Raw genomic sequence first — 22,155 nt, 5'->3', positions numbered from 1 at the left:
AAGGAGGGACTGAACCATGCAAGCTGAATTGTTGAGGGTTGACCAATCACGGTCACCCGAAGAGCGGCCGAGGCCCGATCGGTCGAGGAGCGATTGCCCCGTTTTACTGTCGCAGAGGCTGGTTTTACGCAAGCCTCACGAAGAAGACATCGACGCCCTTGCCCATCTTGCCAACAATGCCAATATCGCGACCATGGTGTCGCGTATGCCGCACCCGTACACGGCCAAAGACGCCGCGGACTTTGTGCGACGCTCCAAAGCTGGCGAGATTGGCAAGTGCGTCTATGCGATTACCCGCATGGACAATGGCGAGTTTCTGGGCTGCTGCGCGCTCGAACCCCAGGAAGACGAAAAGACGCTGGAAATCGGTTACTGGCTAGGGGAACCCTACTGGAACCGCGGCTATATGACCGAAGCGGCGCATGCGCTGATCGACATGGCCTTCCGCACGCGTGAAATAGACCACATCGATGCCCGTTGCCGGGTCACCAACATTGGCTCGCGCCGCGTCATCCAGAAGTGCGGTTTCCAGTTCCAGGGCTCCGGCATGGTCGGGTCTCTGGCGCTTGGCGGCATGGTGCCGGTCGAATGGTACAGGCTGGACCGCAAGACCTGGGTTTCACTGAAGAGCTGGGGGGACATGGGATGAGTGCGCTCGAGCTGACCCGTCGGCGGACTGTCGCTTCGGTGGCGCCGCCCGGCCCCTGCCCCGTCATCGAGACGCGGCGTCTGGTGTTGCGTCCGCAGCGACTCTCCGATGCCGGCAGCATCGCGGAATCGCTCGGCGATTTCGCCGTGACCAGAATGCTGGCCCGCGTTCCCGCGCCCTATCACAAGCAGGATGCGCTGGAATGGCTGGTCCTGCGAACCTCCGGCACCCTGCCCGATTGGGATTTCGCCATCACCAGTGGCGACGATACCCTGATCGGCGTCGTCTCGGTGGAGTTGAGGCATGGCGAGTGGCATCTCGGCTACTGGCTGAACCGCTTCTACTGGGGCAAGGGTTACATGACCGAGGCGGTGGCCGGGGTGGTGGAGCGGTTCTTCCGCCGCATGCCCGGAGTGGTTCTGCATTCCGGCGTGTTTGCGGATAACCCCGCTTCGCTGCGTGCGCAGGAAAAACTCGGCTTTCGGGTAACCGGCTGCCACCAGATCTACGCCACGGCGCGCGCTGCGATGGTGGCGCATATCGATACGGTGATCACGGCTGAGGATTTCCTTCCGCCACATCGCTGACAATCAAAACAAGGCCGGTGTACCCCAAACCGGCCTTGTCTCGCGCAGGGGCTTCCCGCACGATAGTCTTTGACCTCGTGAAGAAGCGCTTGTATTCGAAACGACGATATTTTTGTTTGGCGCAGCATGATTGGTTGGTGCGCCCGCAAACCGATAGAACGGCAGTCCGATGAAATTTCTCGATGAAGCAAAAGTCTATATCAAATCCGGTGATGGCGGCGCGGGTGCCGTATCCTTCCGGCGCGAAAAATTCATCGAGTTCGGCGGCCCTGACGGCGGTGATGGCGGACGCGGCGGCGACGTCTGGGTCGAGGTGGTCAATGGTCTCAACACCCTGATCGACTTCCGCTTCCAGCAACATTTCAAGGCCTCGATCGGACAGCACGGCATGGGCAAGACCCGCACCGGCGCCAAGGGTTCGGACGTGGTGCTGAAAGTGCCTGTCGGTACCCAGATTTTCGAGGAAGACAATGAAACGCTGATCATGGACCTCACCAAGGAAGGTCAGCGCTTTCGTCTTGCCGCCGGCGGCAATGGCGGTTTCGGCAATGCCTACTTCAAGTCGTCCACCAATCAGGCGCCTACCCATGCCAATCCGGGTCTTGCTGGTGAAGAAAAGACGATCTGGCTGCGGCTTAAGCTGATTGCCGATGCCGGTCTCGTCGGCCTGCCTAACGCGGGTAAATCCACCTTTCTTGCGACGGTTACGCGTGCACGTCCGAAGATCGCCAATTATCCCTTTACCACGCTGCATCCCAACCTTGGCGTTGCAACCATCGACGGTCGTGAATTCGTGCTGGCCGACATTCCCGGTCTTATCGAAGGCGCGCATGAGGGTGTGGGCATCGGTGACCGCTTCCTCGGCCATGTGGAGCGCACGCGCGTGCTTCTGCACCTCGTCTCCGCGCAGGAAGAAAAGGTCGGCAAGGCCTATAAGACTGTTAAGGCCGAGCTGGATGCTTATGGCGGCGGGCTAACCGACAAGCCGGAAATCGTGGCGCTGTCGCAGATCGACGTGCTCGACGAGAAAGAACTGAAGAAAAAGGCCAAGGAACTGGAAAAGGCCTGCGGCCGTCCTCCGCTCCTGCTGTCCGCTGCCGCCCATATCGGCATGACGGAAGCGCTGCGCGCTCTTCGTGACATCATCGTTTCGGCAAGCAATGGCGGCGATACCGCCCTTCCCGACCGGTCCATGCCGCATGAGAGCGAGGTCGAGGAAGAGGACGACCGCCTATGAGCCAAACGCGCAAGCCGCTGGCAAGCCACCACCGGATCGTCATCAAGATCGGGTCGGCGCTTCTGGTGGATCGAAAAACCGGCCTCAAGAAAGACTGGCTGGATGCCATCTGCGAGGATATCGCGGCGCTCAAGAAAAACGGCGCGGATGTCCAGGTCGTCTCTTCGGGCGCCATCGCGCTTGGTCGCACCGTGCTCGGCCTGCCTTCTGGCGCACTGAAGCTGGAAGAAAGCCAGGCGGCGGCGGCTGTCGGCCAGATTGCGCTGGCGCGGGCATGGTCGGAAAGCCTGTCGCGGCATGAGATCGTCGCCGGTCAGATTCTGTTGACGCTCTCCGATACCGAGGAGCGCCGCCGTTATCTCAATGCGCGCGCTACCATCAACCAGCTGCTGAAGATCGGCGCCATTCCGATCATCAATGAAAACGACACGGTGGCGACGACTGAAATCCGCTATGGCGACAATGACCGTCTGGCTGCGCGCGTGGCCACCATGACGGGTGCCGATCTTCTGGTGCTGTTGTCGGATATTGACGGGCTCTACACTGCTCCGCCGCATCTCGATCCGGATGCGAAATTTCTCGAGACGATTGCCGATATCACGCCCGAGATCGAAGCCATGGCAGGTGGCGCGGCCTCGGAGCTTTCGCGCGGCGGCATGCGCACCAAGATCGATGCGGGCAAGATCGCGACCGCTGCCGGTTGTGGCATGATCATCGCGTCAGGGAAGACGCTCAATCCGCTGAGGGCTATTGAAAACGGTGCCCGTTCGTCGTGGTTCGCTCCCTCGGGCACGCCGGTGACGGCGCGCAAGACCTGGATTGCCGGGCAATTGCAGCCAGCTGGCGAAATCCATGTGGATGCCGGGGCCGAAAAGGCGCTTTATGCTGGTAAAAGCCTGCTTCCCGCCGGTGTGCGGCAGGTGAAGGGCAATTTCGGACGCGGCGACGCCATTGCCATCATGGGCGCTGAAGGCCGTGAAGTCGCTCGCGGTCTTGCCGGTTACGATGCGGAGGAAGCGCGCCTCATCATCGGCCACAAGTCCAACGAGATCGAGGCAATCCTCGGTTATGTGGGACGGGCGGCGATGATCCATCGCGACGATCTTGTCATGACCGGCGCTGCCGTCAAAGTTAAACATGCGAAGAAGGATGAGGTCCATGCCTGAACAGGCCGTGAAGCAGAGCCATGATATTGACGCGCTGATGATGACCATCGGCGCTCAGGCGAAAGCTGCTTCACGACCGTTGTCCATCGCCGGCACAGACCAGAAGAACCGTGCACTGCTTGCCATGGCCTCCGCCATCGAGGCTTCGAGGGAGGCGATCCTTGCCGCTAACAGGAAAGACCTGGTTGCGGCGGATCAGGCCGGCCTTGCGCCCTCCTTCGTTGACAGGCTGACACTCAATGATGATCGGATTGCCGGTATCGCTGAAGGCATCCGCTCGGTCGCGGCGCTGCCCGATCCGGTCGGCGAGGTCATCGCCGCCTGGGATCGTCCCAACGGGCTGAAGATCGAGCGCGTGCGCACGCCACTTGGCGTCATCGGCGTGATCTATGAAAGCCGCCCGAATGTGACGGCGGATGCCGGTGCTTTGTGCCTCAAGGCAGGCAATGCCGTGATACTGCGCGGCGGCTCGGATTCGCAACATTCATCGCGTGCTATCCATGCCTGCCTGGTGGAGGGTCTGAAGATTGCCGGGCTGCCTGAAAATGCCATTCAACTGGTGCCGGTGACCGACCGGGCCGCCGTCGGTGCGCTTCTCAGCGGCTTGAACGGCACGGTTGACGTGATCGTGCCGCGGGGCGGCAAGAGTCTGGTGGCGCGGGTGCAGTCGGAAGCCCGCGTTCCCGTCTTCGCGCATCTGGAAGGCATCTGCCACATCTATGTCGATAAATCCGCCGATCTCGACATGGCGAAACGCATCGTCGTGAATGCGAAGATGCGCCGCACCGGCATTTGCGGGGCGGCGGAAACCCTGCTGGTGGATGCCGCTGCCGTTTCCACACATCTGGAGCCAGTCGTCAAAGCCCTGCTTGAGGCGGGTTGCGAAGTGCGCGGTTCGCAGGCGGTTCGTGATGTCGTTGACGGTCTGAAGATTGCGACGGAGGAGGATTGGCGCACCGAATATCTCGATGCGATCATTTCGGTCGCCGTCGTGGATGGCATTTCCGGTGCGATCGATCATATCGGCACCTATTCGTCCAACCACACAGAGGCGGTGATCGCCGAAGACCCATCCGTGGTCGAACGGTTCTTCAACGAACTCGATTCGGCCATTCTGCTGCACAATGCCTCGACGCAATTTGCCGATGGCGGCGAATTCGGCATGGGCGCGGAAATCGGCATCGCCACCGGCAAGATGCATGCGCGCGGCCCTGTCGGAGTCGAGCAGCTCACCTCGTTCAAATACCGCGTGCATGGCACCGGCCAGACACGGACCTGATTTTGCCGACTGAGAAGCGCCTTGCCCGACGTTATCTCACCATGCCGCACGCGGAGCGCGGCATGGTGGTCGGGTTATTCGGCGGTTCCTTCAATCCACCGCATGCCGGTCATGCGCTCGTGGCCGAAATAGCGCTGCGCAGGCTGGGTCTCGATCAGCTCTGGTGGATGGTGACGCCAGGCAACCCGCTGAAAAGCCGCTCCGAACTGGCGTCCCTTGAGGACCGTATTGCGGCATGTGAAAAACTCGTCAGCGATCCGCGCATCAAGGTAACGGCCTTCGAAAAATCGCTCGGGATCAGCTATACGGCCAATACGCTCGCCAAGGTGAAGGCGAAAAATCCGCATGTCCGCTTTATCTGGATCATGGGAGCGGACAATCTGAAGAGCTTCCATCGCTGGCAGAAATGGCGAGAGATCGCCGAGACCTTTCCGATCGCGGTGATCGACCGACCAGGTTCCACCCTGTCTTACCTTTCCTCCACCATGGCGCAGGCCTTCAGCCAGGCGCGGATAGATGAGGACGACGCGGGCGTTTTATGGAAAAAACGGGCACCCGCCTGGGTCTTCATCCATGGTCCGCGCTCGACGCTCAGTTCCACGGCGCTACGTAATAATCACAAATGATGTATGCGGTAGCCGTTCTAGGGTCCATATCTTGAAAAGTTAATGCTTTGATGCCACCTTCATGGGGTGACGCAGAGAATCGCGTCGCTCAGTATCTGTTTTGTCATTCTTGGAAAGGGAAAACCTCTGACAACAGTACACACCAAGGGAAAAGCATTTGTTGCTATCCCGAAGGGTCAGGACAGTGGCGACGATGCCGCCGATCATGCCCTCGAAACCGTCCTCGCGAGCCTCGAGGACTCCAAGGCTGAAGATATCGTATCTCTCAACATTGCCGGAAAATCGGCGCTTGCGGACTACATGGTTGTGGTCTCCGGGCGATCGAACAGGCATGTTTCGGCGATCTGTGAGCATCTTCTCAAGGATATGAAGGATGAAGGGTTCGGAAACGCCCGCATCGAAGGCCTTGAGGCCGGAGACTGGGTGGTTATCGATGCCGGAGATATCATCGTTCATGTGTTCCGTCCGGAAATCCGCGTCTTCTACAACATCGAAAAAATGTGGGCGACGCCGGAAATGCCGGAAGAAACGCTGCACTGACGCGCTGAGCCTTTGACGTTGCACATCGAGCTTTCCGATGATCGCGGATGATCTGGGGGTGATGCGTCTGGCCGGAAATTGACCCGGCCGCATAGGAATCGGCAGGCTATGCTGTTAAAGCGTGACCCTGTTGGGTCACGACAGTCACAGGTTTGCAATGCGGATTTCAATTTTTGCGGTGGGACGGCTGAAATCCGGCCCTGAAAAGGATCTTGCGGCCCGCTACATCGAGCGCCTGGCTAAGACCGGCCCGGCGATCGGGCTGGAGTTTTTACGGGTGATCGAGGTCGGCGAAAGCCGCGCTTCCAATGCCGAGACCCGCAAGCGCGAAGAAGCGGCGATGCTGGAAAAACATCTGGCTGACGGCGCAGTTCTCGTCTTGCTGGATGAGCGAGGAAAAGCCCTTGATAGTCCCGCCTTCGCTTCGTTTTTTGGCGATCTGCGCGATAGCGGCAAGCGCGACCTCGTGATCGCCATAGGCGGGGCAGACGGGCTCGATCCCGCGCTCTACGACAAAGCGACGGCCGTTCTCAATCTCGGCAAGTTGACATGGCCGCATCAGATCGTTCGTATCCTGATTGCCGAACAGCTTTACCGCGCTGTCACGATCCTTTCCGGCCATCCCTATCACCGCGTTTGAAGGGGTTTCGATTGCAATAATCGTCTCAATTTCAACATGAAGCTCCGCGACACCGCCTAATGTGCACGGCTTTGACGGGCCTTTTTCAGGCCTCTTGGAAGATCGCGGCAAAATCCCTAATATCGGCGCTCCCGCTTCGGCAGCAAAGAAAGTTCAAATGGATACCAGGCCTCAACGAAAACGGCACGCTGCCCTTGCGGGCGCGGTTATTGCTGCTTTCGTCGTGGGCGCGGTTGCGGCCCATTCGCGTGATGATGCCGGTGCTACCCCGGCGGCAAGCGATGATTCGTCGCCGGGTGCGCTGCAGACACTGGAAAAGCGCCGCGACCAGAATCGGCAGGATCTGGAGGAGCTGGTCGACAGCATCGGCCTATCGGAAGACAAGACAAGGACGCTTGAGGAAAGCATCGCTTCCCTTAATCAGGACAGCGCGCGCATCCGCGAGGAACTGATTGCATCGGCCGCCCGGCGCAAGGCGCTGGAAACCAAGATCAGTGACGGCGAAGATCGTCTGGCCAAGCTTTCGGTGCGCGAAGACGGCGTCAAGGCATCGCTTCGTGAAAGACGAGGCGTGCTGGCGGAGGTTCTGGCGGCTCTGCAGCGCATGGGCAGAAACCCGCCGCCCGCTCTCCTCGTTTCGCCGGAAGATGCGCTTGCGTCCGTTCGAAGTGCCATTCTTCTCGGCGCGGTCGTGCCCGGCATTCGTGGTGAAACCGACAAACTGGTGGCCGCTCTCAAAGAATTGACCGATGTCAGACAGGCAATCGCTCGCGAAAAGGATGATCTTACGGGTATGATGACGGCAAGTCTGGAAGAGGAAAAACGCCTCGACCTGCTGATTGCCGAGAACGACCGCAAGAATACCCAGACGGCGGCGGAACTGGAGGCGGAACGCAAGCGCTCTGAAGAGCTTGCGGGCAAGGCGACGAGCCTTGAGGGGCTGGTTAGCTCGCTCGAAGGCGAGATTACCTCGGTGCGTGAGGCGATGGAAAAGGCCCGGGCGGAAGAGCAGCGCCTGGCCCGTCTTTCCGAAGCGGAACGCGAGAAGGAGCGCGCTGCGGCCGAGGCCGGAATGCCCGATAAAAACCGCATTGCGCCCGCATATCCCTTCGCGAGTTTGAAGGGAAAACTGGAACTGCCGGTTACCGGCGAGGTATTGCGGCGCTTCGGCGATGCGGATGGTACGGGCCACTTTTCCAAGGGAATTGTTGTCGCGAGCGGACCTGAAGCCATCGTGACGGCGCCTGCGGATGGTTTCGTGGTGTTTGCCGGAGATTTTCGCAGTTACGGGCGGATGATCATCCTCAATACAGGCAATGGATATCATGTGGTGATGACGGGCATGGACAATGTGAGGACACGACAGGGCATGTTCGTGTTCTCCGGAGAGCCCATCGCCTCCATGGGTGCAAAAAGAGTAGCGAGTGCAGCAGCATTGGCGCTGGAAACCGACCGGCCAACGCTCTACATTGAGTTCAGGAAAGATGGTGTGCCGGTTGATTCCCAACCATGGTGGACCGCAAAAAATACCGGAAGGGCGCACAATGATTCGTAAGGTTTCGCTTCTCCTTATCGGTGGGCTTATGGGCGCCACGGCGATGAGTGTGATTTATTCGGCGAGCATGCCGGCACAGGCGGCCGGGCCTTCGACCTATAAGGAACTGTCGATCTTTGGCGACGTGTTCGAACGCGTGCGCGCACAATATGTGACGCCGCCCGATGACGAGAAGCTGGTGGAAAATGCCATTAATGGCATGCTGAGCTCGCTCGATCCGCATTCGAGCTTCATGAACGCCAAGGATGCCAACGACATGCGCACCCAGACCAAGGGTGAGTTTGGCGGTCTCGGCATTGAAGTGACCATGGAGAACGAGCTGGTCAAGGTCATCTCGCCGATGGACGACACACCGGCTTCGCGTGCAGGCATTCTCGCCGGTGACTATATTTCCGAAATCGACGGGACCCCGGTTCGCGGCCTGAAGCTGGAACAGGCCGTCGAAAAGATGCGCGGCGCCGTCAAGACGCCGATCAAGCTTACGGTTATCCGCAAGGGGGCCGACAAGCCGCTTGAAATTACTGTCGTGCGTGATGTGATTGCCGTTCGGGCCGTCAAGTCCCGCGTGGAGGGTGACAATGTCGGTTATCTGCGCGTCATCTCCTTCACCGAGAAGACCTATGACGATCTCGAAAAGGCGATCAAGAAGATCAAGGCGGATGTGCCGGCCGACAAGCTGAAGGGCTATGTTCTCGACCTGCGCCTCAACCCGGGCGGCCTGCTCGATCAGGCGATCAATGTCTCCGACGCTTTCCTTGAGCGCGGCGAGGTTGTTTCGACCCGTGGCCGCAATCCCGATGAGACGCGTCGCTTCAATGCGACGGCCGGCGATCTGACCGATGGCAAGCCGGTGATCGTGCTCGTCAATGGCGGCTCCGCTTCGGCTTCTGAAATCGTCGCGGGCGCGTTGCAGGATCTGCGTCGTGCGACCGTGGTCGGCACGCGCTCCTTCGGTAAGGGGTCGGTTCAGACGATCATTCCGCTCGGTGAAGCGGGCGCGCTGCGCCTGACCACGGCGCTTTATTACACGCCGTCGGGCAAATCGATCCAGGGTACGGGCATCGAGCCCGATATCAAGGTGGAGCAGCCATTGCCGGCGGAATTGCAGGGCCGTGTAACGGCTGAAGGCGAATCCAGTCTTTCCGGTCATATCAAGGGCCAGAGCGAGACCGACGAGGGTTCGGGTTCTTCCGCCTACGTCCCGCCGGAAGCAAAGGACGACATCCAGCTCAACTATGCGCTGGACCTGTTGCGTGGCGCCAAGACGGATCCGTCTTTCCCGCCGAACCCGGACAAGGCTGTGGTCAACAAGCAGTAAGATGATGCGCCGGTCCGCCGGCGCGTTCTCTTCATTGCCCAACCATTTGGACGGATCGTTCATTGTCTTCGGACCTGCGAAAACCGCTTCTGGGTCGTCAGAAAAAAAGCGTCGGTATCAACCGGCGCTTTTCCGTCATTATGCTTCTGTCGGTGTTTGCCGTTCTGTCGATCGGTGGCCTGTCCATCTATACGGCGCTGTCGCCCGGTAATCTGCAGAAAACAGCGGCGGGGCCGGACATACAGCCGCAGCTTGCCGAGAAGCCCCCTGAAAAGGCGCCGGCCGATGTGCCTGTTGCGGGTGACACTGTGGGGTTGCAGCCGCAAGGCGGCCGCTCCGGTGCCAATATCAATCGTGCGACCATGCCTGATGGTAATGTCGTATCGGTCTATTCTCCCCGGCCCCGTGACAGTGACGGGCCGGTGCTGATGAGCGGCCAGACCTATGGTCAGGATCCGCGTATGGCGACGCGGCCCAATGAGGAACTGCTGGAGGAAACTGCCTTTGGTCAATTGCCCGTTGTCGGCACGGATGGCCTTCGGCCCATGGAGCAATATGCCCGCCCATGGTCCGGCGCACGCGGCACCCGTGTGGCGATTGTGGTCGGCGGTCTCGGCCTCAGCCAGACGGGTTCGCAAAAGGCGGTCCGGGAGCTGCCGGCCGAGGTGACGCTCGGTTTTGCCGCCAGCGGCAACAGTCTGCAACGCTGGATGCAGGACGCGCGCCGGCAAGGGCATGAAATCCTTCTGCAAATACCGCTGGAACCCTTCGGTTATCCCGGCACCAATCCCGGTCCTGACACCTTGCTGGCGGGCGACCCTGCCAAGGTCAATATTGACCGGCTGCATCGCTCCATGGCGAAAATCACCAATTATACCGGCATCATGAATTATCTCGGCGGACGTTTCCTGGCCGAGCAGTCTGCCTTGGAGCCGGTCATGCGTGATATCGGCAAACGTGGATTGCTGTTTCTGGATGATGGTTCCTCGGCCCAGTCACTGAGCGGCGGGATTGCGAAAGCCATTTCCGCGCCGCAGGGTTTTGCCGATGTTCTGCTCGACGGAGAAGTGACCGAAGCTTCCATTCTGCGCAAGCTGGACGAGCTGGAGCGGATTGCGCGCCGCAACGGCCAGGCGATCGGCGTGGCGTCGGCATTCGATGAAAGCATAGCGGCGATCTCAAAATGGTCACGCGAGGCTGGCGGACGCGGCATCGAGATTGTCGGTGTTTCTGCGCTTGTTTCCGGGCAGGCGGGGCAGTAAACCTTGCTTGCGCCATTCCGGCGCTCAGACAGTGCGGGTTTCCCATGACAATCAAAGCAGAAGATTTGCCTTACCGTCCCTGTGCGGGAATGATGGTTCTGAACGCCCAGGGTCTGGTCTGGGCCGGCCGGCGCATAAAGGAAGGCAACTCCGAATATGATGGCTCACCGCAATTGTGGCAGATGCCGCAGGGCGGCATCGATGATGGCGAACGACCTTTGACGGCTGCCATTCGTGAACTCCACGAAGAGACGGGCATGAAGACAGTGACCTTGCTTGCGGAGGCGAGCGACTGGATTCACTATGATCTGCCTCCCGAACTGATCGGTATCGGCCTCAGGGGCAAATATCGCGGCCAGGCGCAGCGCTGGTTCGCGTTCCGCTTCGAGGGCGATGAAAGCGAAATCCAGATCGATCCGCCGCCCACCGGGCACTCCGCCGAATTCGACGCCTGGGACTGGAAGCCGATGGAAAGCCTTCCGGAACTGATCGTGCCCTTCAAGCGCGCGGTCTATGAAAAGGTCGTGGCGGAGTTCCAGCACCTTTCCGGCAAATAAAAAAGGCGGCCAAGGCCGCCTTCTCCGTTCTGTCGCCAGTGCTTATTCCGCTTCGTTGGCGGAATCGGCGTTGAGCTGACCATATTTTTCCACGCCGATCTTGCCGAGCAGATCGAGCTGGGTTTCGAGGAAGTCGATATGACCTTCTTCGTCGATCAGCAGGGCTTCAAACAGCTTCATGGAGACGTAGTCTCCGGCCTCGGAACAGATGTCGCGCGACTTCTTGTAAGAGGTCCGTGCGTCGTATTCGCCAGCCAGATCGGCTTCAAGCACTTCCTTGACATTCTGGCCGATGCGCAGGGGAGCAAGGGTCTGAAGGTTGGGATGACCTTCGAGGAAGATAATACGATCGATGATCTTGTCGGCGTGCTGCATCTCTTCGATGGATTCAGCGCGCTCCTTCTTTGCGAGCTTGGTGTAACCCCAATCGTTCAGAAGTCGATAGTGAAGCCAATATTGGTTTACTGCACCGAGTTCTAGAAAAAGGGCTTCGTTAAGCCGCTCGATGACTCTTTTGTCGCCTTTCAATGTCCGCTCTCCTGTTCTCTTCATGGAATCGCTTCAGGCGGGACATAAAATCAAAAACATCGGCCTCAGTCGAGTGGCGACGGGCGTGATATTCTTCTGTGGTCTTGATGATCAGGTCGACAACGGTCGGAAAACAGCCGCAGCAGCGACCGCGTTTTTCCATGGCGTGATACACTTTTGCAGGAACGATAAGCTGCCAACAGTCCTCATCGAGGAGTTCGTTGATGACGTCCCGGATATCGTGATCGGTAATGTAATTGCAGCTGCAAACCAGCATGATGGACTGCCTGTATGACGCAACACGTTGTTTTCATTCTTAAACCAAAACAGGACAGTAACTGTCAAGAAAAACATCTGAGCCTGACGGGAATGTGTATTTTAGACTATTTCTAAACTGGATAAAAAATATCGTATTTTCAGTTGTTTAGCGATTGGCAATGATAAAAAATTGATATTTGAATCAATGAGAAGTTACTAATTTATGGTTGCGTTATCACGAAAACGTGATCGGCACCGAAGGTGCGGTGCCGGAATTACTGTGCGCTCACGCGAAATATTGACCGCCATTCGCCGTCATCGTCGAGCCAGTGATGAAGCCCGCCTCGTCCGACACCAGAAACAGGACGCAGCGTGCGATCTCCTCCGGCTCGCCCAGCCGGCCGACGGGAATTTGCGGAACGATGCGTTCGGCCAGAACCTTTTCCGGTATCGCCCGCACCATCTCCGTGCCGATATAGCCGGGGCAGATGGCATTGACGGTGATGTTGCGGCTGGCGCCTTCCTGGGCAAGCGCCTTGGTGAAGCCGATATCACCCGCTTTCGAGGCGGAATAATTAACCTGTCCCGCCTGACCTTTTTGGCCGTTGATGGAGGAGATGTTGACGATGCGGCCGAAGCCGCGCTCGCGCATGCCCGGCCAGACGGGGTGCGTCATGTTGAAGACGCCGGTGAGGTTGGTGTCGATCACCTCTCGCCATTGCTGCGGCGACATCTTGTGAAACATCGCGTCGCGGGTGATGCCCGCATTGTTGACGAGCACTTCGACCGGTCCGAAGGTTTCTTCCACCTTCGTGATGCCATCGACGCAGGCGTCGTAATCGCGAACATCCCACTGAAACGCGGGAATGCCGGTTTCCTTCTGGAATGCTTCCGCCCGGTCCGTCGTGAAGGCGTAGTTGACGACCACACGGTAGCCGGCTGCCTGCAGAGCGCGGGCGATTGCGGCACCTATGCCGCTCGTCCCGCCGGAAATCAAAGCAACCCGGCTCATATCGGCCTCCATGACCTGTCAAAGAAGCGCCTTAATATGCGCGCGCTCCTATCCTATTGCGGAACTCGTTCGTCGTGCTCAACGGCCACAAAAATACGGCCAATGGGAGGCCGCTTCTACCCTATTGTCCGCCGAACCGGAATTGCTTTTTGGGAAGCCGGGCGAGGGTTTTCAGAGCGCCTCAATGCACATGGCGACACCCATGCCGCCGCCGATGCAGAGTGTTGCGAGACCCTTCGACACGTTGCGGCGGCGCATTTCGAAAATCAGCGTATTCAGGACGCGCGCACCGGAAGCGCCGATCGGATGGCCGATGGCAATCGCCCCGCCATTGACGTTGACGATATCAGGATCGAGGCCAAGCTCGCGCACGACCGCGCAGGATTGGGCGGCAAAGGCTTCGTTGGCCTCGACGAGGCCGATATCGTTTATCGACCACCCGGCCTTGGCCAGCGCCTTGCGAGAGGCGGGGATGGGGCCGGTGCCCATGATCTGCGGATCAACACCGGCCGTCGCCCAGGAGGCAATACGCGCCAGCGGCTTGATGCCGCGCTTTGCCGCTTCCTGTTCCGACATCAGAAGCGTGGCGGCTGCGCCGTCATTCAGGCCAGAGGCGTTACCGGCCGTGACCGTGCCTTCCTTGTCGAAGGCGGGGCGCAGCTTGGCCATGGTTTCGAGCGATGCGCCGTGACGGATATGTTCGTCCGCATCGATGACGATATCGGCCTTGTGGCCTTTTACCGTGAAGGCCACGATCTCGTCAGTGAAACGGCCGGCGTTCTGGGCGGTTTCAGCCTTGTTTTGCGAGGCGACCGCGAACTGGTCCTGCTCGTCGCGGGAAAGCTGCCATTGGCGGGCGATATTTTCGGCGGTGATGCCCATCGGGTATCCGTAAAAGGCGTCGGTCAGACCGTCCTTCATCATGGTGTCGATCATCTTGAAGTCGCCCATCTTCACGCCGCCGCGCAGATGGGCGCAATGGGGTGCCATGGACATGGATTCCTGGCCGCCGGCAATGACGATGCCCGCATCCCCGGTCACGATCTGCTGCATGCCCAGCGCCACGGCGCGCAGGCCCGAACCGCAGAGCTGATTGATGCCAAAGGCGGTTGCTTCCTGGGGAATGCCCGCCTTCATGGCTGCCTGCCGCGCCGGGTTCTGCCCCTCGCCTGCCGTCAGAACCTGGCCGAGGATGACCTCATCCACTTCATTGGCCGCAACACCGGCGCGCTCCAGCACCGCACGGATGACGGTGGCACCGAGTTCGTGGGCGGGCGTGTTGGCGAAGTGGCCGTTGAAAGAGCCAACGGCGGTGCGCGCGGCGCTGGCAATCACGATTGAAGGCAGGGTCATCTCTATTCTCCTCACATGCGGGCGGAGACTGGCAAAGCTTTCAATACAAGTCAAATGCCGAAAGTTGCTTTAAAAGATGTTGCTAAATCACGCCAGAATCTTGCGAAAAATTGCTGCGCAAAAAACAAACTGTTGCGATGCACAAAACATTTGTCAGACGGCGCGTTTTGCGCATACACTTTGCGCCGGGAAGAGCAAGAAAAACAAAAAACAAGAAAATACCATCATCGCGAGGAGGCGGGCATGGCGAAACACGACGGCGAAACAATCATTAAAAAATATGCCAACCGGCGGCTCTACAATACCGGCACGAGCACCTATGTGACGCTCGACGACCTCGCGCAGATGGTCAAGCGCGGCGAGGACTTCAAGGTTCAGGACGCCAAGTCGTCAGAGGATATCACCCACGCGGTGCTGACGCAGATCATCGTTGAGCAAGAAGCCAAAACCGGCAATACGCTGCTGCCGACGGCGTTTCTGCGGCAATTGATTTCCTATTACGGTGACCAGATGCAGATGGTCGTGCCGACATTTCTCGAACATTCGATGAAGACCTTCTCCGATCAGCAGAGCCAGATGCAGGAGCATATGGCCAAGGCGTTCGGCGACGGTTCGCTTGCCCGAAACTTCCAGGCGCCGCTGCAGATGATGGAAGAGCAGATTCGCCGCAACACGGAACTCTTCCGGCAGGCGATGCAGGGTTTTACGCCTTTCGCAATGCCGCAGGTGCCGAAGGAAACCCGCAAGCCGAATGCATCTGAAATCGATGAGCTGAAGGCGCAGCTGCGCGCATTGCAGCAAAAACTCGACCAGCTCTGATCCTGTCTTATCCGGGCCGATGCTGGATTGAACAACCGCATCGGCTGCTGCTTCAGACGTTCAGCCTGCCGTTCTTTCCGGCACGCGCAGCAACAGCAGGAACCCAGCCCCCAGGAACACGATGAGCGTGGCCATGCCGATATGGGCGGAGCCACTTATAGTGGTTGCTATGGAAAATGACAGCGTTGCCAAGAAACTCGTGGCGCGCCCGGAAAGTGCATAGATGCCGAAATAACGGCCCGCTTCTGCCACGGTGATATTGCGAGCGAGATAAGAGCGCGACGAGGCCTGAACGGGCCCGAAAGCAAGACCGATCAGCACACCATAGAGCAGATAGGCCTTTTCCGCGCCTGTCGCGAAGATGCCGCCACTATCCGTCGTCGATAATTGTATCCAGCCGAACAGAGTGGAGGCCTTCTCCGTCGAGACGATGCCGAGCGTGGCGAGCAGCAGCAGCACCAGACTGATGAGGATGGTGATGCGTGAACCGAGTTTCTGATCGACGCGGCCGGCAGCAATGCAGCCTACGATGGCGACGACATTGAGCAGGATGCCGAAGAGGCCGATTTCCATTGTCGCCCAGCCGAACATGCCGACGGCAAACGCCCCGCCGAGGATGAGCACGCCATTGACGCCATCCTGATAAAGCATGCGCGCGATCAGGAACCGCAGCAGCGTGGGGCGGTAGCGAAGTTCGCGGAGCGTAATCTTCAGTTCGCCAAGTCCAGAGCGGATCGCGGCTGCAAATGGCAGACCCTTTTCGGCATCCGGGGTCAACAGGAACATCGGCAGAATGAAGACAAGATACCAGAGCGCGGCAAACGGTCCGGTTATTCTGGCGTCCTCGCCGGTGGCCGGGTCGAGGCCGAAAAGCGGTTTGATGCCGGCAATCGTCAGCCCCGTCTGCGGGTTGGCGGCGAGAAGCGCCACCACGGCAATCAGCACCACCATGCCACCGAGATAACCGAGCCCCCAGGCAAGATTGGAAATGCGTCCGACGTTTTGCGGATTGGTCAGCCGTGGCATCATGGAATCGTTGAAGACAATCGAGAATTCCGCCGCGATGGAAGCGAGGATCATGCAGATGATGGGCAGGATGATCGGCGACCCCGGCGCTGCAAACCAGAGGAAAAACAGGCTGACGATCTTGATGACGGAAAAAAAGGCGATCCACGGTTTGCGTGCGCCGGATTGATCGGCGATGGAGCCGAGGATGGGGGAGAAGAGGGCGATGATGATCGAAGAGACCGTCGCCATGTTGCTCCACGTCGCCTGCGCCGAAATCGGATCATCGGTGAGGCGGGCGACGAAATAGGGGCCGAAAATGAAGGTGGTGACAACAGTGAAGAAGGGCTGCGCCGCCCAGTCGAACATGACCCAACCCCAGATGCCGCGTTTGGCAACCACTGTTTCCGCGTTCTGGGAGGGGGCAGTCATTCGTCGTCCTATCGGATAATCGGGAAATTCGTGATATCGGCCGTTCACATCGTTGGCCGCCATCCGGGCCGATGTCCCGGATGGCATTTTTGAGATTTCCGCTTAGCGTGCCTGAACGATATCGGAAAGCAGCCCCGCCGCCACGGTGAGGCGGGCAAGGTTGGTGTCGCCGCTTTCGCTGAGCGCGCCGAGTTCGGAGACGATGCGGTTGACGCGCACGCGGTCAGCCGCATACCAGGCCTGAACCGGGTCCTTTTCCTTGGCATATTCCGTCAGCGCCGAAATGACGATGCGGCGTCTCGATGAAGAAATCTGGTCCTGACTGCGCAGGAGAGCCAGACTCTCATAATGATCCGCCGGCGTGATGCGTTGGCTGGCATCCAGCAGACGCGCAACGCGGAATGTCGTGGACACGGTGGCGTAGCTTTCGGCGGCGCGGGCAAGCGTCGTCCCGGCACTTTCGGCAATGCGCATGATTTCAGGCACATAGACAAGCAGCGAAAGCGTATCCAGCTCCTCTAGAAGAGCGGAGGGCACACCGGCGATTTCCGTGACGCCCAGCTCGCGGCGATATTTCGCCGCTGCCGGCGACAGCGTCTTGATCGCGGTTTTCAGGCGATCGATCTCGCTCGCCATGTCACCCGTTGCCGCGCCGGCGCTGCCGGTTTGCAGGTAAAGCCTGCTTGCATCGGAGAAGATGCGGGTGATGGTGGCATAAAGTCCGTTCTGGACCTCACCGCCGATCTTGCCGTCAAGGGCATCGATCTCACCCCAAAGGCGTTTGAGGCCGAAACCATCCTCGACAATCACCGCCGCCTTGACGACAGCGGCGGCAAGCAGGCCGCTGGCATCGCCAAGTTTCTGCACGAAGCCGGGGCCGCCACGGTTGACGACGGCATTGGCAAGGGCGGTCGCGACGATCTCGCTGTGCAGGCGATGCGCCTTGATATCGTCAGCATAGTTCTTCTGCATTTTGGCCGGGAAATAGTCGAGCAGCAGATGCTGGAGATAGGGCTCATCCGGAAGCGAGCTTGCCACCAGCGCATCGAACAGGGTCAGCTTGGCATAGGAGAGAAGCACACCGATTTCCGGCCGGGTCAACGGCTTGCCGGAGGCGTATCTTTCATTGAACTCGGCATTGTTTGGCAGGGTTTCCACCTTGCGGTTCAGCTGCCCGCTGGCCTCCAGCGCACCCATCAGGCGGCCGAGTTCCTCGCGGTTCGCCAGCCCCAGCCGCTCCGTCAGCGAGATCGCCAGCGATTGCAGGTAGTTGTTGCGCAGCACCAGCTGCGCGACTTCAGGCGTCATGGAAGCGAGAAGCTGGTTACGTTTCGGCATCGTCAGGCGACCACTGTTGACGGCGGACGCCAGCGCGATCTTGATATTGACCTCGACGTCGGAGGAGTTGACACCTGCCGAATTGTCGATGGCGTCGGAGTTGCAACGCCCGCCCGCAAGCGCATAGGCGATGCGGCCTTTCTGGGTGATGCCGAGATTGGCGCCTTCGCCGATGACCTTGGCGCGCAGCTCCGTGGCATTGACGCGGATCGGGTCGTTTGCCCTGTCACCCACCTCGGCATTGGTTTCCACCGCCGCTTTGATGTAGGTGCCGATGCCGCCGAACCAGAGAAGATCGGTCGGCGCCTTCAGAATGGCGGTCATGATCTCGAAGGGTGTGGCGACGGACTTGTCGAGGCCGATGGCGGCGACGGCTTCCGGCGTCAGCGTCACCGATTTTTCGGAACGCGAGATGATCATCGCGCCGGCCGAGAGGGTCGAACGGTCATAGTCCTGCCAGCTGGAACGCGGCAGTTCGAAAAGCCGCTTGCGTTCGGCAAAGGATCTGTCGGTATCCGGATCCGGATCGATGAAGATATCGCGGTGATCGAAGGCCGCTATCAGCTTGATCTTTTCTGACAGCAACATGCCATTGCCGAAAACGTCGCCGGACATGTCGCCCACACCGGCCACGGTGAATGGCGTGGTCTGGATATCGGTATCCATTTCACGGAAATGGCGTTTTACCGTTTCCCATGCGCCGCGCGCGGTGATGCCCATCTTCTTGTGGTCATAACCGGCGGAGCCACCCGATGCGAAGGCATCGTCCAGCCAGAAACCGGCGTCATGGGCAAGGCCGTTCGCCGTATCGGAGAAGGTGGCCGTTCCCTTGTCGGCGGCAACGACGAAATAGGGGTCGTCGCCATCAAGCCGCAACGTATCGGCCGGTGGCACGATGGCATCATCAACGATATTGTCGGTGATCGAGAGCAGGGTGCGGATATAGGTCTTGTAGGCTTCACGACCGGCATTAAACACCTCGTCGCGGGAGCCGCCGACGGGCAGGCTCTTCGGGAAGAAGCCGCCCTTGGCGCCCACAGGCACGATGACCGCGTTCTTCACCTGCTGCGCCTTGACGAGGCCGAGCACTTCGGTGCGGTAATCCTGGCCGCGATCCGACCAGCGTAGACCGCCGCGCGCCACCTTGCCGAAACGCAGATGCACGCCTTCGACCTCGGTTCCGTAAACGAAGATTTCGCGGAAGGGGCGGGGATCCGGCAGGCCATCCAGATGTTTCGGATCGAATTTGAATGCCAGGAGGTCACGCGGCGTGCCATCGGCATTTTTCTGGAAGTAGTTGGTGCGCAGCGTCGCATCGATGGCGTTGACGTAACGCCGCAGCGTGCGGTCCTCGTCGAGATTAGGGACGCCGCTTAGCGCCGCTTCGATGGCCTTGTGAATCTCTGCGAGTTTCTTCAGTCGCTTCTTTTCTTCGACGGATGGATCGAAACCAGCCTTGAACAGCGCGAAGATATTCCGGGAAATATCAGGATATTTATAGAGCGTTTCGGAAATATGCTCCTGCGAATAGACGATGCCGGTCTGGCGCAGATACCGGGCATAGGCACGCAGCACGGAGACTTCGCGCACGGTCAGGCCGCCGGCGAGGATCAGGCGGTTGAAGTTGTCATTGTCCACCTTGCCGGAGAAGGCAGCGAGAAAGGCTTCCTCCAGTTTCGGTCCGTAATGCGGTAGGTCGAGCGTCGTGCCGGCTGCGACTGACAGTTCCATGTCATGCAGCACGATGTCGCGCTTTTCGCCTTCCGAAACGACACCGATATCGAAGGTCCGTTCGCTGATGACGTTGAAGCCCAGATTTTCGAGCAGAGGCACACGGCGCGAAAGCGGCAGATGGCCATCCCGGTGGAAGATTTTCAGCGACAGCGTGTCGGCCGACTGGCCTTCCTGCTGATAGAATTCAATGCGGACCGGATCGCCATTGGCGGCCGCCAGAATGTCCGGCATGTCGCCGATCGCTTCTTCGGGCGTGAAGGCCTCCTGGTAGGCCTGATCGACGTCCAGTACCGGCGCGCCCGGTTCGGAGAGGGCGACGAAATGGTCTATCCAGCGCGCCGCGATATCGCTGACGGCATCTTCAAGCTTGTCCTGAGCGATGCGCGGCGTCTTGCCTTCCGTGCGGCCGACGATGAAATGCACGCGGGCGACCGCACCTTCCGGGAAGGCGGGATAATAAGCGGAGATATGCCCGTCATAGACCCGGCTCAGATAGTCACCGATCTTCTCGCGGACGTAAGAATTATATTCCTCGCGCGGTACGAAGATGATGGCGGAAACGAAGCGGTCGAAACGGTCGATACGCGCAAGAACCCGCACGCGCGGACGGTCGCTCAGTTCCATGATCTGCTCGATGAAGCGGATCAGGAGGTCAGTCTCGATCTGGAAGAGATCGTCACGCGGATAGGCTTCCAGCGTATTTTGCAGGATGCGGCCGGAATGGCTGTTGGGGTCGAAGCCGAAATGCCGCTCGACATCCGCAACCTTGGCGCGCAGCAGCGGTATCTGCTTGACCGAGCGCGTATAGGCCGTTGCCGTGAAGAGGCCGACGATGCGCAATTCGCCGATGACATTGCCGTCCTCGTCAAAGCGCTTGATGCCGATATAATCCATATAGGCGCGGCGGTGCACGATGGATTTCACATTCGCCTTGGTGACGATGAGGAAATCCGGGCCGTCGAGAAAGGCGAGGATTTCAGGCGTCGTCGTCACGGCATTCTTGCCGAGGCGCAGCACGCGCACATCCGGGTCGCTGAGGCTACCGAGGCCGACGCCATCACCGCGCTCGATCTTGGCGTTTTTTCCCTTGCCGGAATAGGTGTAGTCGCGCATGCCGAGGAAGGTGAAATTGTCGTTGCGAAGCCAGTTGAGGAATTCGACGGCTTCCGTGCGTTCGGTCTTGCGCCGCGACGAGCCGCGCTTCGACAATTCGTCCAGCGCTTCATCGAGCTTCGCCAGCATCGGCCGCCAGTCGCGATAGGCGGATTGCACCTGCGTCAGCACGAAGCGCAGCCGCTCTTCCAGCGCTGAGGCCGTCTGCTGCGTCAGCGGCGCGATATGCAGCTGGATGAGGCTGATATTTTCGGCGGGATCGTCCTCGGGTTCGGCAAGGCGGTAACCGGCCTGCGCATCGTCATCGCGAACGAGGATGGGGTGCACGGCGAGGTAAAGGCCGCGATAGCTGCTGGTGACTTCGCCCATCACGGAATCGTAAAGGAAGGGCATGTTGCGGCCGATAATGGTCAGAACCGTGACCGGAATATCCCGCGGCGAAACGCCCTCCACCTGGGTGATGCTGATGTGGGGTGTCTCTCCGGTCCAGTGTGAAAGCGCCTCGAAGCTGTGCGCTGCGCTGGCCGCCAGCATCTCGGCGGAATAATATTCTATATCGTCGGCGCTCGCCCTTCCATAAAGAATACCTGGATCAAGAAATTGGACATTTTCGGCAATTGCCTGCTGGCGCGCTTTTTCGATCTGTTTTTCGCGTTTTGGATTGTTTCTGTAGCCCATTTGACGTGGATTCCTCCAAAAATCACACTTTAATATAAAAAAGCACCGCCAATTTACGGAATTTGCCTTTTCAGTCGAATCGGATATTGGCGTGGAATTACGAAGAGTTTAAGAGGCTTTCGTGTTTCTTCAGTCGGTAAGTGAAATTTTTTTGCTTCTTTTGCCATGAGGGTCTGTCGCGAAGCATTTGACAGTATTTTAGCGGCTAAATTTTAGGCGGTTCTAGAGCTGCCATGTGATGTTGCGGCCACGGTCGAAGCAAATTATTGATTTGCGCCTATTTTTGTGGTACACCAACGACACTGATCCACAGCGTGGCATTTGTGTGCCCAAAAACACCACGAAAGCAACACCTCTTTTGCACGCGGTTTCCGTGACATATCGAGCGTTTACGTTATCGAACCCCGTAAGACGGGTAGGTGTGTTTTTGCGTGCACGGCTGGACCAGTGCGGAGTCACCTGACGGTTC

19 protein-coding genes are annotated in these 22,155 nt (G+C 59.1%); 13 read left to right on the top strand and 6 right to left on the bottom strand.

Going from position 1 to position 22,155, the window contains the following annotated elements:
* Positions 1-16: 16 nt before the first annotated feature.
* From CFBP5499_RS13120 to CFBP5499_RS13065, 12 genes are all read left to right on the top strand, one after another.
* Positions 17-649, top strand: coding sequence for a GNAT family N-acetyltransferase (locus tag CFBP5499_RS13120; protein ID WP_006310979.1), 633 nt, complete (start codon positions 17-19; stop codon positions 647-649).
* On the top strand, positions 646-1,236 hold the full coding sequence (locus CFBP5499_RS13115) for a GNAT family N-acetyltransferase (protein WP_080827033.1): 591 nt from the start codon (positions 646-648) through the stop codon (positions 1,234-1,236). Before CFBP5499_RS13120 ends, CFBP5499_RS13115 begins: the two co-directional genes overlap by 4 nt.
* Positions 1,237-1,405: 169 nt before the next feature.
* Complete coding sequence (gene obgE, locus CFBP5499_RS13110) at positions 1,406-2,473, top strand: GTPase ObgE (RefSeq protein WP_006310970.1); 1,068 nt, start codon at positions 1,406-1,408, stop codon at positions 2,471-2,473.
* Positions 2,470-3,639 (top strand): glutamate 5-kinase, encoded by a 1,170-nt coding sequence (gene proB / locus CFBP5499_RS13105; protein WP_080827034.1) that lies wholly within the window; start codon positions 2,470-2,472, stop codon positions 3,637-3,639. Before obgE ends, proB begins: the two co-directional genes overlap by 4 nt.
* The gene (locus CFBP5499_RS13100; protein WP_175416722.1) at positions 3,632-4,918 is read left to right on the top strand and encodes a glutamate-5-semialdehyde dehydrogenase; all 1,287 of its coding nucleotides are present in this window, start codon (positions 3,632-3,634) and stop codon (positions 4,916-4,918) included. The genes proB and CFBP5499_RS13100 overlap by 8 nt, the downstream gene beginning before the upstream one ends.
* 2 nt (positions 4,919-4,920) lie before the next feature.
* A complete protein-coding gene (locus tag CFBP5499_RS13095; RefSeq protein WP_175416721.1) occupies positions 4,921-5,544 on the top strand; it encodes a nicotinate-nucleotide adenylyltransferase in 624 nt (207 codons plus the stop codon).
* A gap of 66 nt (positions 5,545-5,610) precedes the next feature.
* A complete protein-coding gene (gene rsfS / locus CFBP5499_RS13090; RefSeq protein WP_233284153.1) occupies positions 5,611-6,084 on the top strand; it encodes a ribosome silencing factor in 474 nt (157 codons plus the stop codon).
* Positions 6,085-6,241: 157 nt separating this feature from the next.
* A complete protein-coding gene (gene rlmH, locus CFBP5499_RS13085) occupies positions 6,242-6,724 on the top strand; it encodes a 23S rRNA (pseudouridine(1915)-N(3))-methyltransferase RlmH (RefSeq protein ID WP_080827036.1) in 483 nt (160 codons plus the stop codon).
* Between the two features lie 157 nt (positions 6,725-6,881).
* A complete protein-coding gene (locus tag CFBP5499_RS13080; RefSeq protein ID WP_080827037.1) occupies positions 6,882-8,279 on the top strand; it encodes a murein hydrolase activator EnvC family protein in 1,398 nt (465 codons plus the stop codon).
* On the top strand, positions 8,269-9,597 hold the full coding sequence (locus tag CFBP5499_RS13075; protein ID WP_080827038.1) for a S41 family peptidase: 1,329 nt from the start codon (positions 8,269-8,271) through the stop codon (positions 9,595-9,597). Before CFBP5499_RS13080 ends, CFBP5499_RS13075 begins: the two co-directional genes overlap by 11 nt.
* A gap of 62 nt (positions 9,598-9,659) precedes the next feature.
* Complete coding sequence (locus tag CFBP5499_RS13070) at positions 9,660-10,859, top strand: divergent polysaccharide deacetylase family protein (RefSeq protein WP_080827039.1); 1,200 nt, start codon at positions 9,660-9,662, stop codon at positions 10,857-10,859.
* Positions 10,860-10,903: 44 nt separating this feature from the next.
* Positions 10,904-11,416 carry an RNA pyrophosphohydrolase gene (locus CFBP5499_RS13065; protein WP_080827040.1) on the top strand — a complete coding sequence of 171 codons (513 nt, stop codon included), beginning with the start codon at positions 10,904-10,906 and terminating at the stop codon, positions 11,414-11,416.
* A 42-nt stretch (positions 11,417-11,458) separates the two neighbouring features.
* Here the strand turns inward: CFBP5499_RS13065 and bfr are convergent, their stop codons facing one another.
* From bfr to CFBP5499_RS13045, 4 genes are all read right to left on the bottom strand, one after another.
* On the bottom strand, positions 11,459-11,944 hold the full coding sequence (gene bfr, locus CFBP5499_RS13060; RefSeq protein WP_130932496.1) for a bacterioferritin: 486 nt from the start codon (positions 11,942-11,944) through the stop codon (positions 11,459-11,461).
* Positions 11,910-12,221 carry a (2Fe-2S)-binding protein gene (locus CFBP5499_RS13055; RefSeq protein ID WP_080600126.1) on the bottom strand — a complete coding sequence of 104 codons (312 nt, stop codon included), beginning with the start codon at positions 12,219-12,221 and terminating at the stop codon, positions 11,910-11,912. Before CFBP5499_RS13055 ends, bfr begins: the two co-directional genes overlap by 35 nt.
* 267 nt (positions 12,222-12,488) lie before the next feature.
* A complete protein-coding gene (gene phbB, locus CFBP5499_RS13050; protein WP_080827552.1) occupies positions 12,489-13,214 on the bottom strand; it encodes an acetoacetyl-CoA reductase in 726 nt (241 codons plus the stop codon).
* 171 nt (positions 13,215-13,385) lie between these two features.
* Positions 13,386-14,567, bottom strand: coding sequence for an acetyl-CoA C-acetyltransferase (locus tag CFBP5499_RS13045; protein ID WP_080827042.1), 1,182 nt, complete (start codon positions 14,565-14,567; stop codon positions 13,386-13,388).
* Positions 14,568-14,810: 243 nt separating this feature from the next.
* Here CFBP5499_RS13045 and phaR point away from each other — a divergent pair, with 243 nt between their 5' ends.
* Positions 14,811-15,386: a polyhydroxyalkanoate synthesis repressor PhaR gene (gene phaR / locus CFBP5499_RS13040; protein WP_080827043.1), complete on the top strand. Its 576-nt coding sequence runs from the start codon at positions 14,811-14,813 to the stop codon at positions 15,384-15,386.
* Positions 15,387-15,446: 60 nt separating this feature from the next.
* On the opposite strand, the gene CFBP5499_RS13035 is transcribed toward phaR, so the two are convergent.
* On the bottom strand, positions 15,447-16,823 hold the full coding sequence (locus tag CFBP5499_RS13035) for an MFS transporter (RefSeq protein ID WP_080827553.1): 1,377 nt from the start codon (positions 16,821-16,823) through the stop codon (positions 15,447-15,449).
* A gap of 102 nt (positions 16,824-16,925) precedes the next feature.
* Complete coding sequence (locus CFBP5499_RS13030; RefSeq protein WP_080827044.1) at positions 16,926-21,686, bottom strand: NAD-glutamate dehydrogenase; 4,761 nt, start codon at positions 21,684-21,686, stop codon at positions 16,926-16,928.
* Between the last annotated feature and the right edge of the window lie 469 nt (positions 21,687-22,155).

Origin of the sequence: Agrobacterium tumefaciens (assembly GCF_005221325.1) — a bacterium.
GTDB lineage: Bacteria > Pseudomonadota > Alphaproteobacteria > Rhizobiales > Rhizobiaceae > Agrobacterium.
The sequence above is the reverse complement of the archived record's forward strand: the minus strand, read 5'-3'. Positions and strand labels throughout refer to the sequence as shown.

What these genes read in the sequence shown, in the direction of transcription:
- CFBP5499_RS13075 (WP_080827038.1), top strand. Translation starts at nt 8,269, where the DNA reads ATGATTCGTAAGGTTTCGCTTCTCCTTATCGGTGGGCTTATGGGCGCC.
- CFBP5499_RS13055 (WP_080600126.1), bottom strand. Translation starts at nt 12,221, where the DNA reads ATGCTGGTTTGCAGCTGCAATTACATTACCGATCACGATATCCGGGAC.
- obgE (WP_006310970.1), top strand. Translation starts at nt 1,406, where the DNA reads ATGAAATTTCTCGATGAAGCAAAAGTCTATATCAAATCCGGTGATGGC.
- CFBP5499_RS13120 (WP_006310979.1), top strand. Translation starts at nt 17, where the DNA reads ATGCAAGCTGAATTGTTGAGGGTTGACCAATCACGGTCACCCGAAGAG.
- CFBP5499_RS13035 (WP_080827553.1), bottom strand. Translation starts at nt 16,823, where the DNA reads ATGACTGCCCCCTCCCAGAACGCGGAAACAGTGGTTGCCAAACGCGGC.
- CFBP5499_RS13030 (WP_080827044.1), bottom strand. Translation starts at nt 21,686, where the DNA reads ATGGGCTACAGAAACAATCCAAAACGCGAAAAACAGATCGAAAAAGCG.
- rlmH (WP_080827036.1), top strand. Translation starts at nt 6,242, where the DNA reads ATGCGGATTTCAATTTTTGCGGTGGGACGGCTGAAATCCGGCCCTGAA.
- CFBP5499_RS13100 (WP_175416722.1), top strand. Translation starts at nt 3,632, where the DNA reads ATGCCTGAACAGGCCGTGAAGCAGAGCCATGATATTGACGCGCTGATG.
- CFBP5499_RS13080 (WP_080827037.1), top strand. Translation starts at nt 6,882, where the DNA reads ATGGATACCAGGCCTCAACGAAAACGGCACGCTGCCCTTGCGGGCGCG.
- proB (WP_080827034.1), top strand. Translation starts at nt 2,470, where the DNA reads ATGAGCCAAACGCGCAAGCCGCTGGCAAGCCACCACCGGATCGTCATC.
- phbB (WP_080827552.1), bottom strand. Translation starts at nt 13,214, where the DNA reads ATGAGCCGGGTTGCTTTGATTTCCGGCGGGACGAGCGGCATAGGTGCC.
- CFBP5499_RS13065 (WP_080827040.1), top strand. Translation starts at nt 10,904, where the DNA reads ATGACAATCAAAGCAGAAGATTTGCCTTACCGTCCCTGTGCGGGAATG.
- CFBP5499_RS13045 (WP_080827042.1), bottom strand. Translation starts at nt 14,567, where the DNA reads ATGACCCTGCCTTCAATCGTGATTGCCAGCGCCGCGCGCACCGCCGTT.
- phaR (WP_080827043.1), top strand. Translation starts at nt 14,811, where the DNA reads ATGGCGAAACACGACGGCGAAACAATCATTAAAAAATATGCCAACCGG.
- CFBP5499_RS13115 (WP_080827033.1), top strand. Translation starts at nt 646, where the DNA reads ATGAGTGCGCTCGAGCTGACCCGTCGGCGGACTGTCGCTTCGGTGGCG.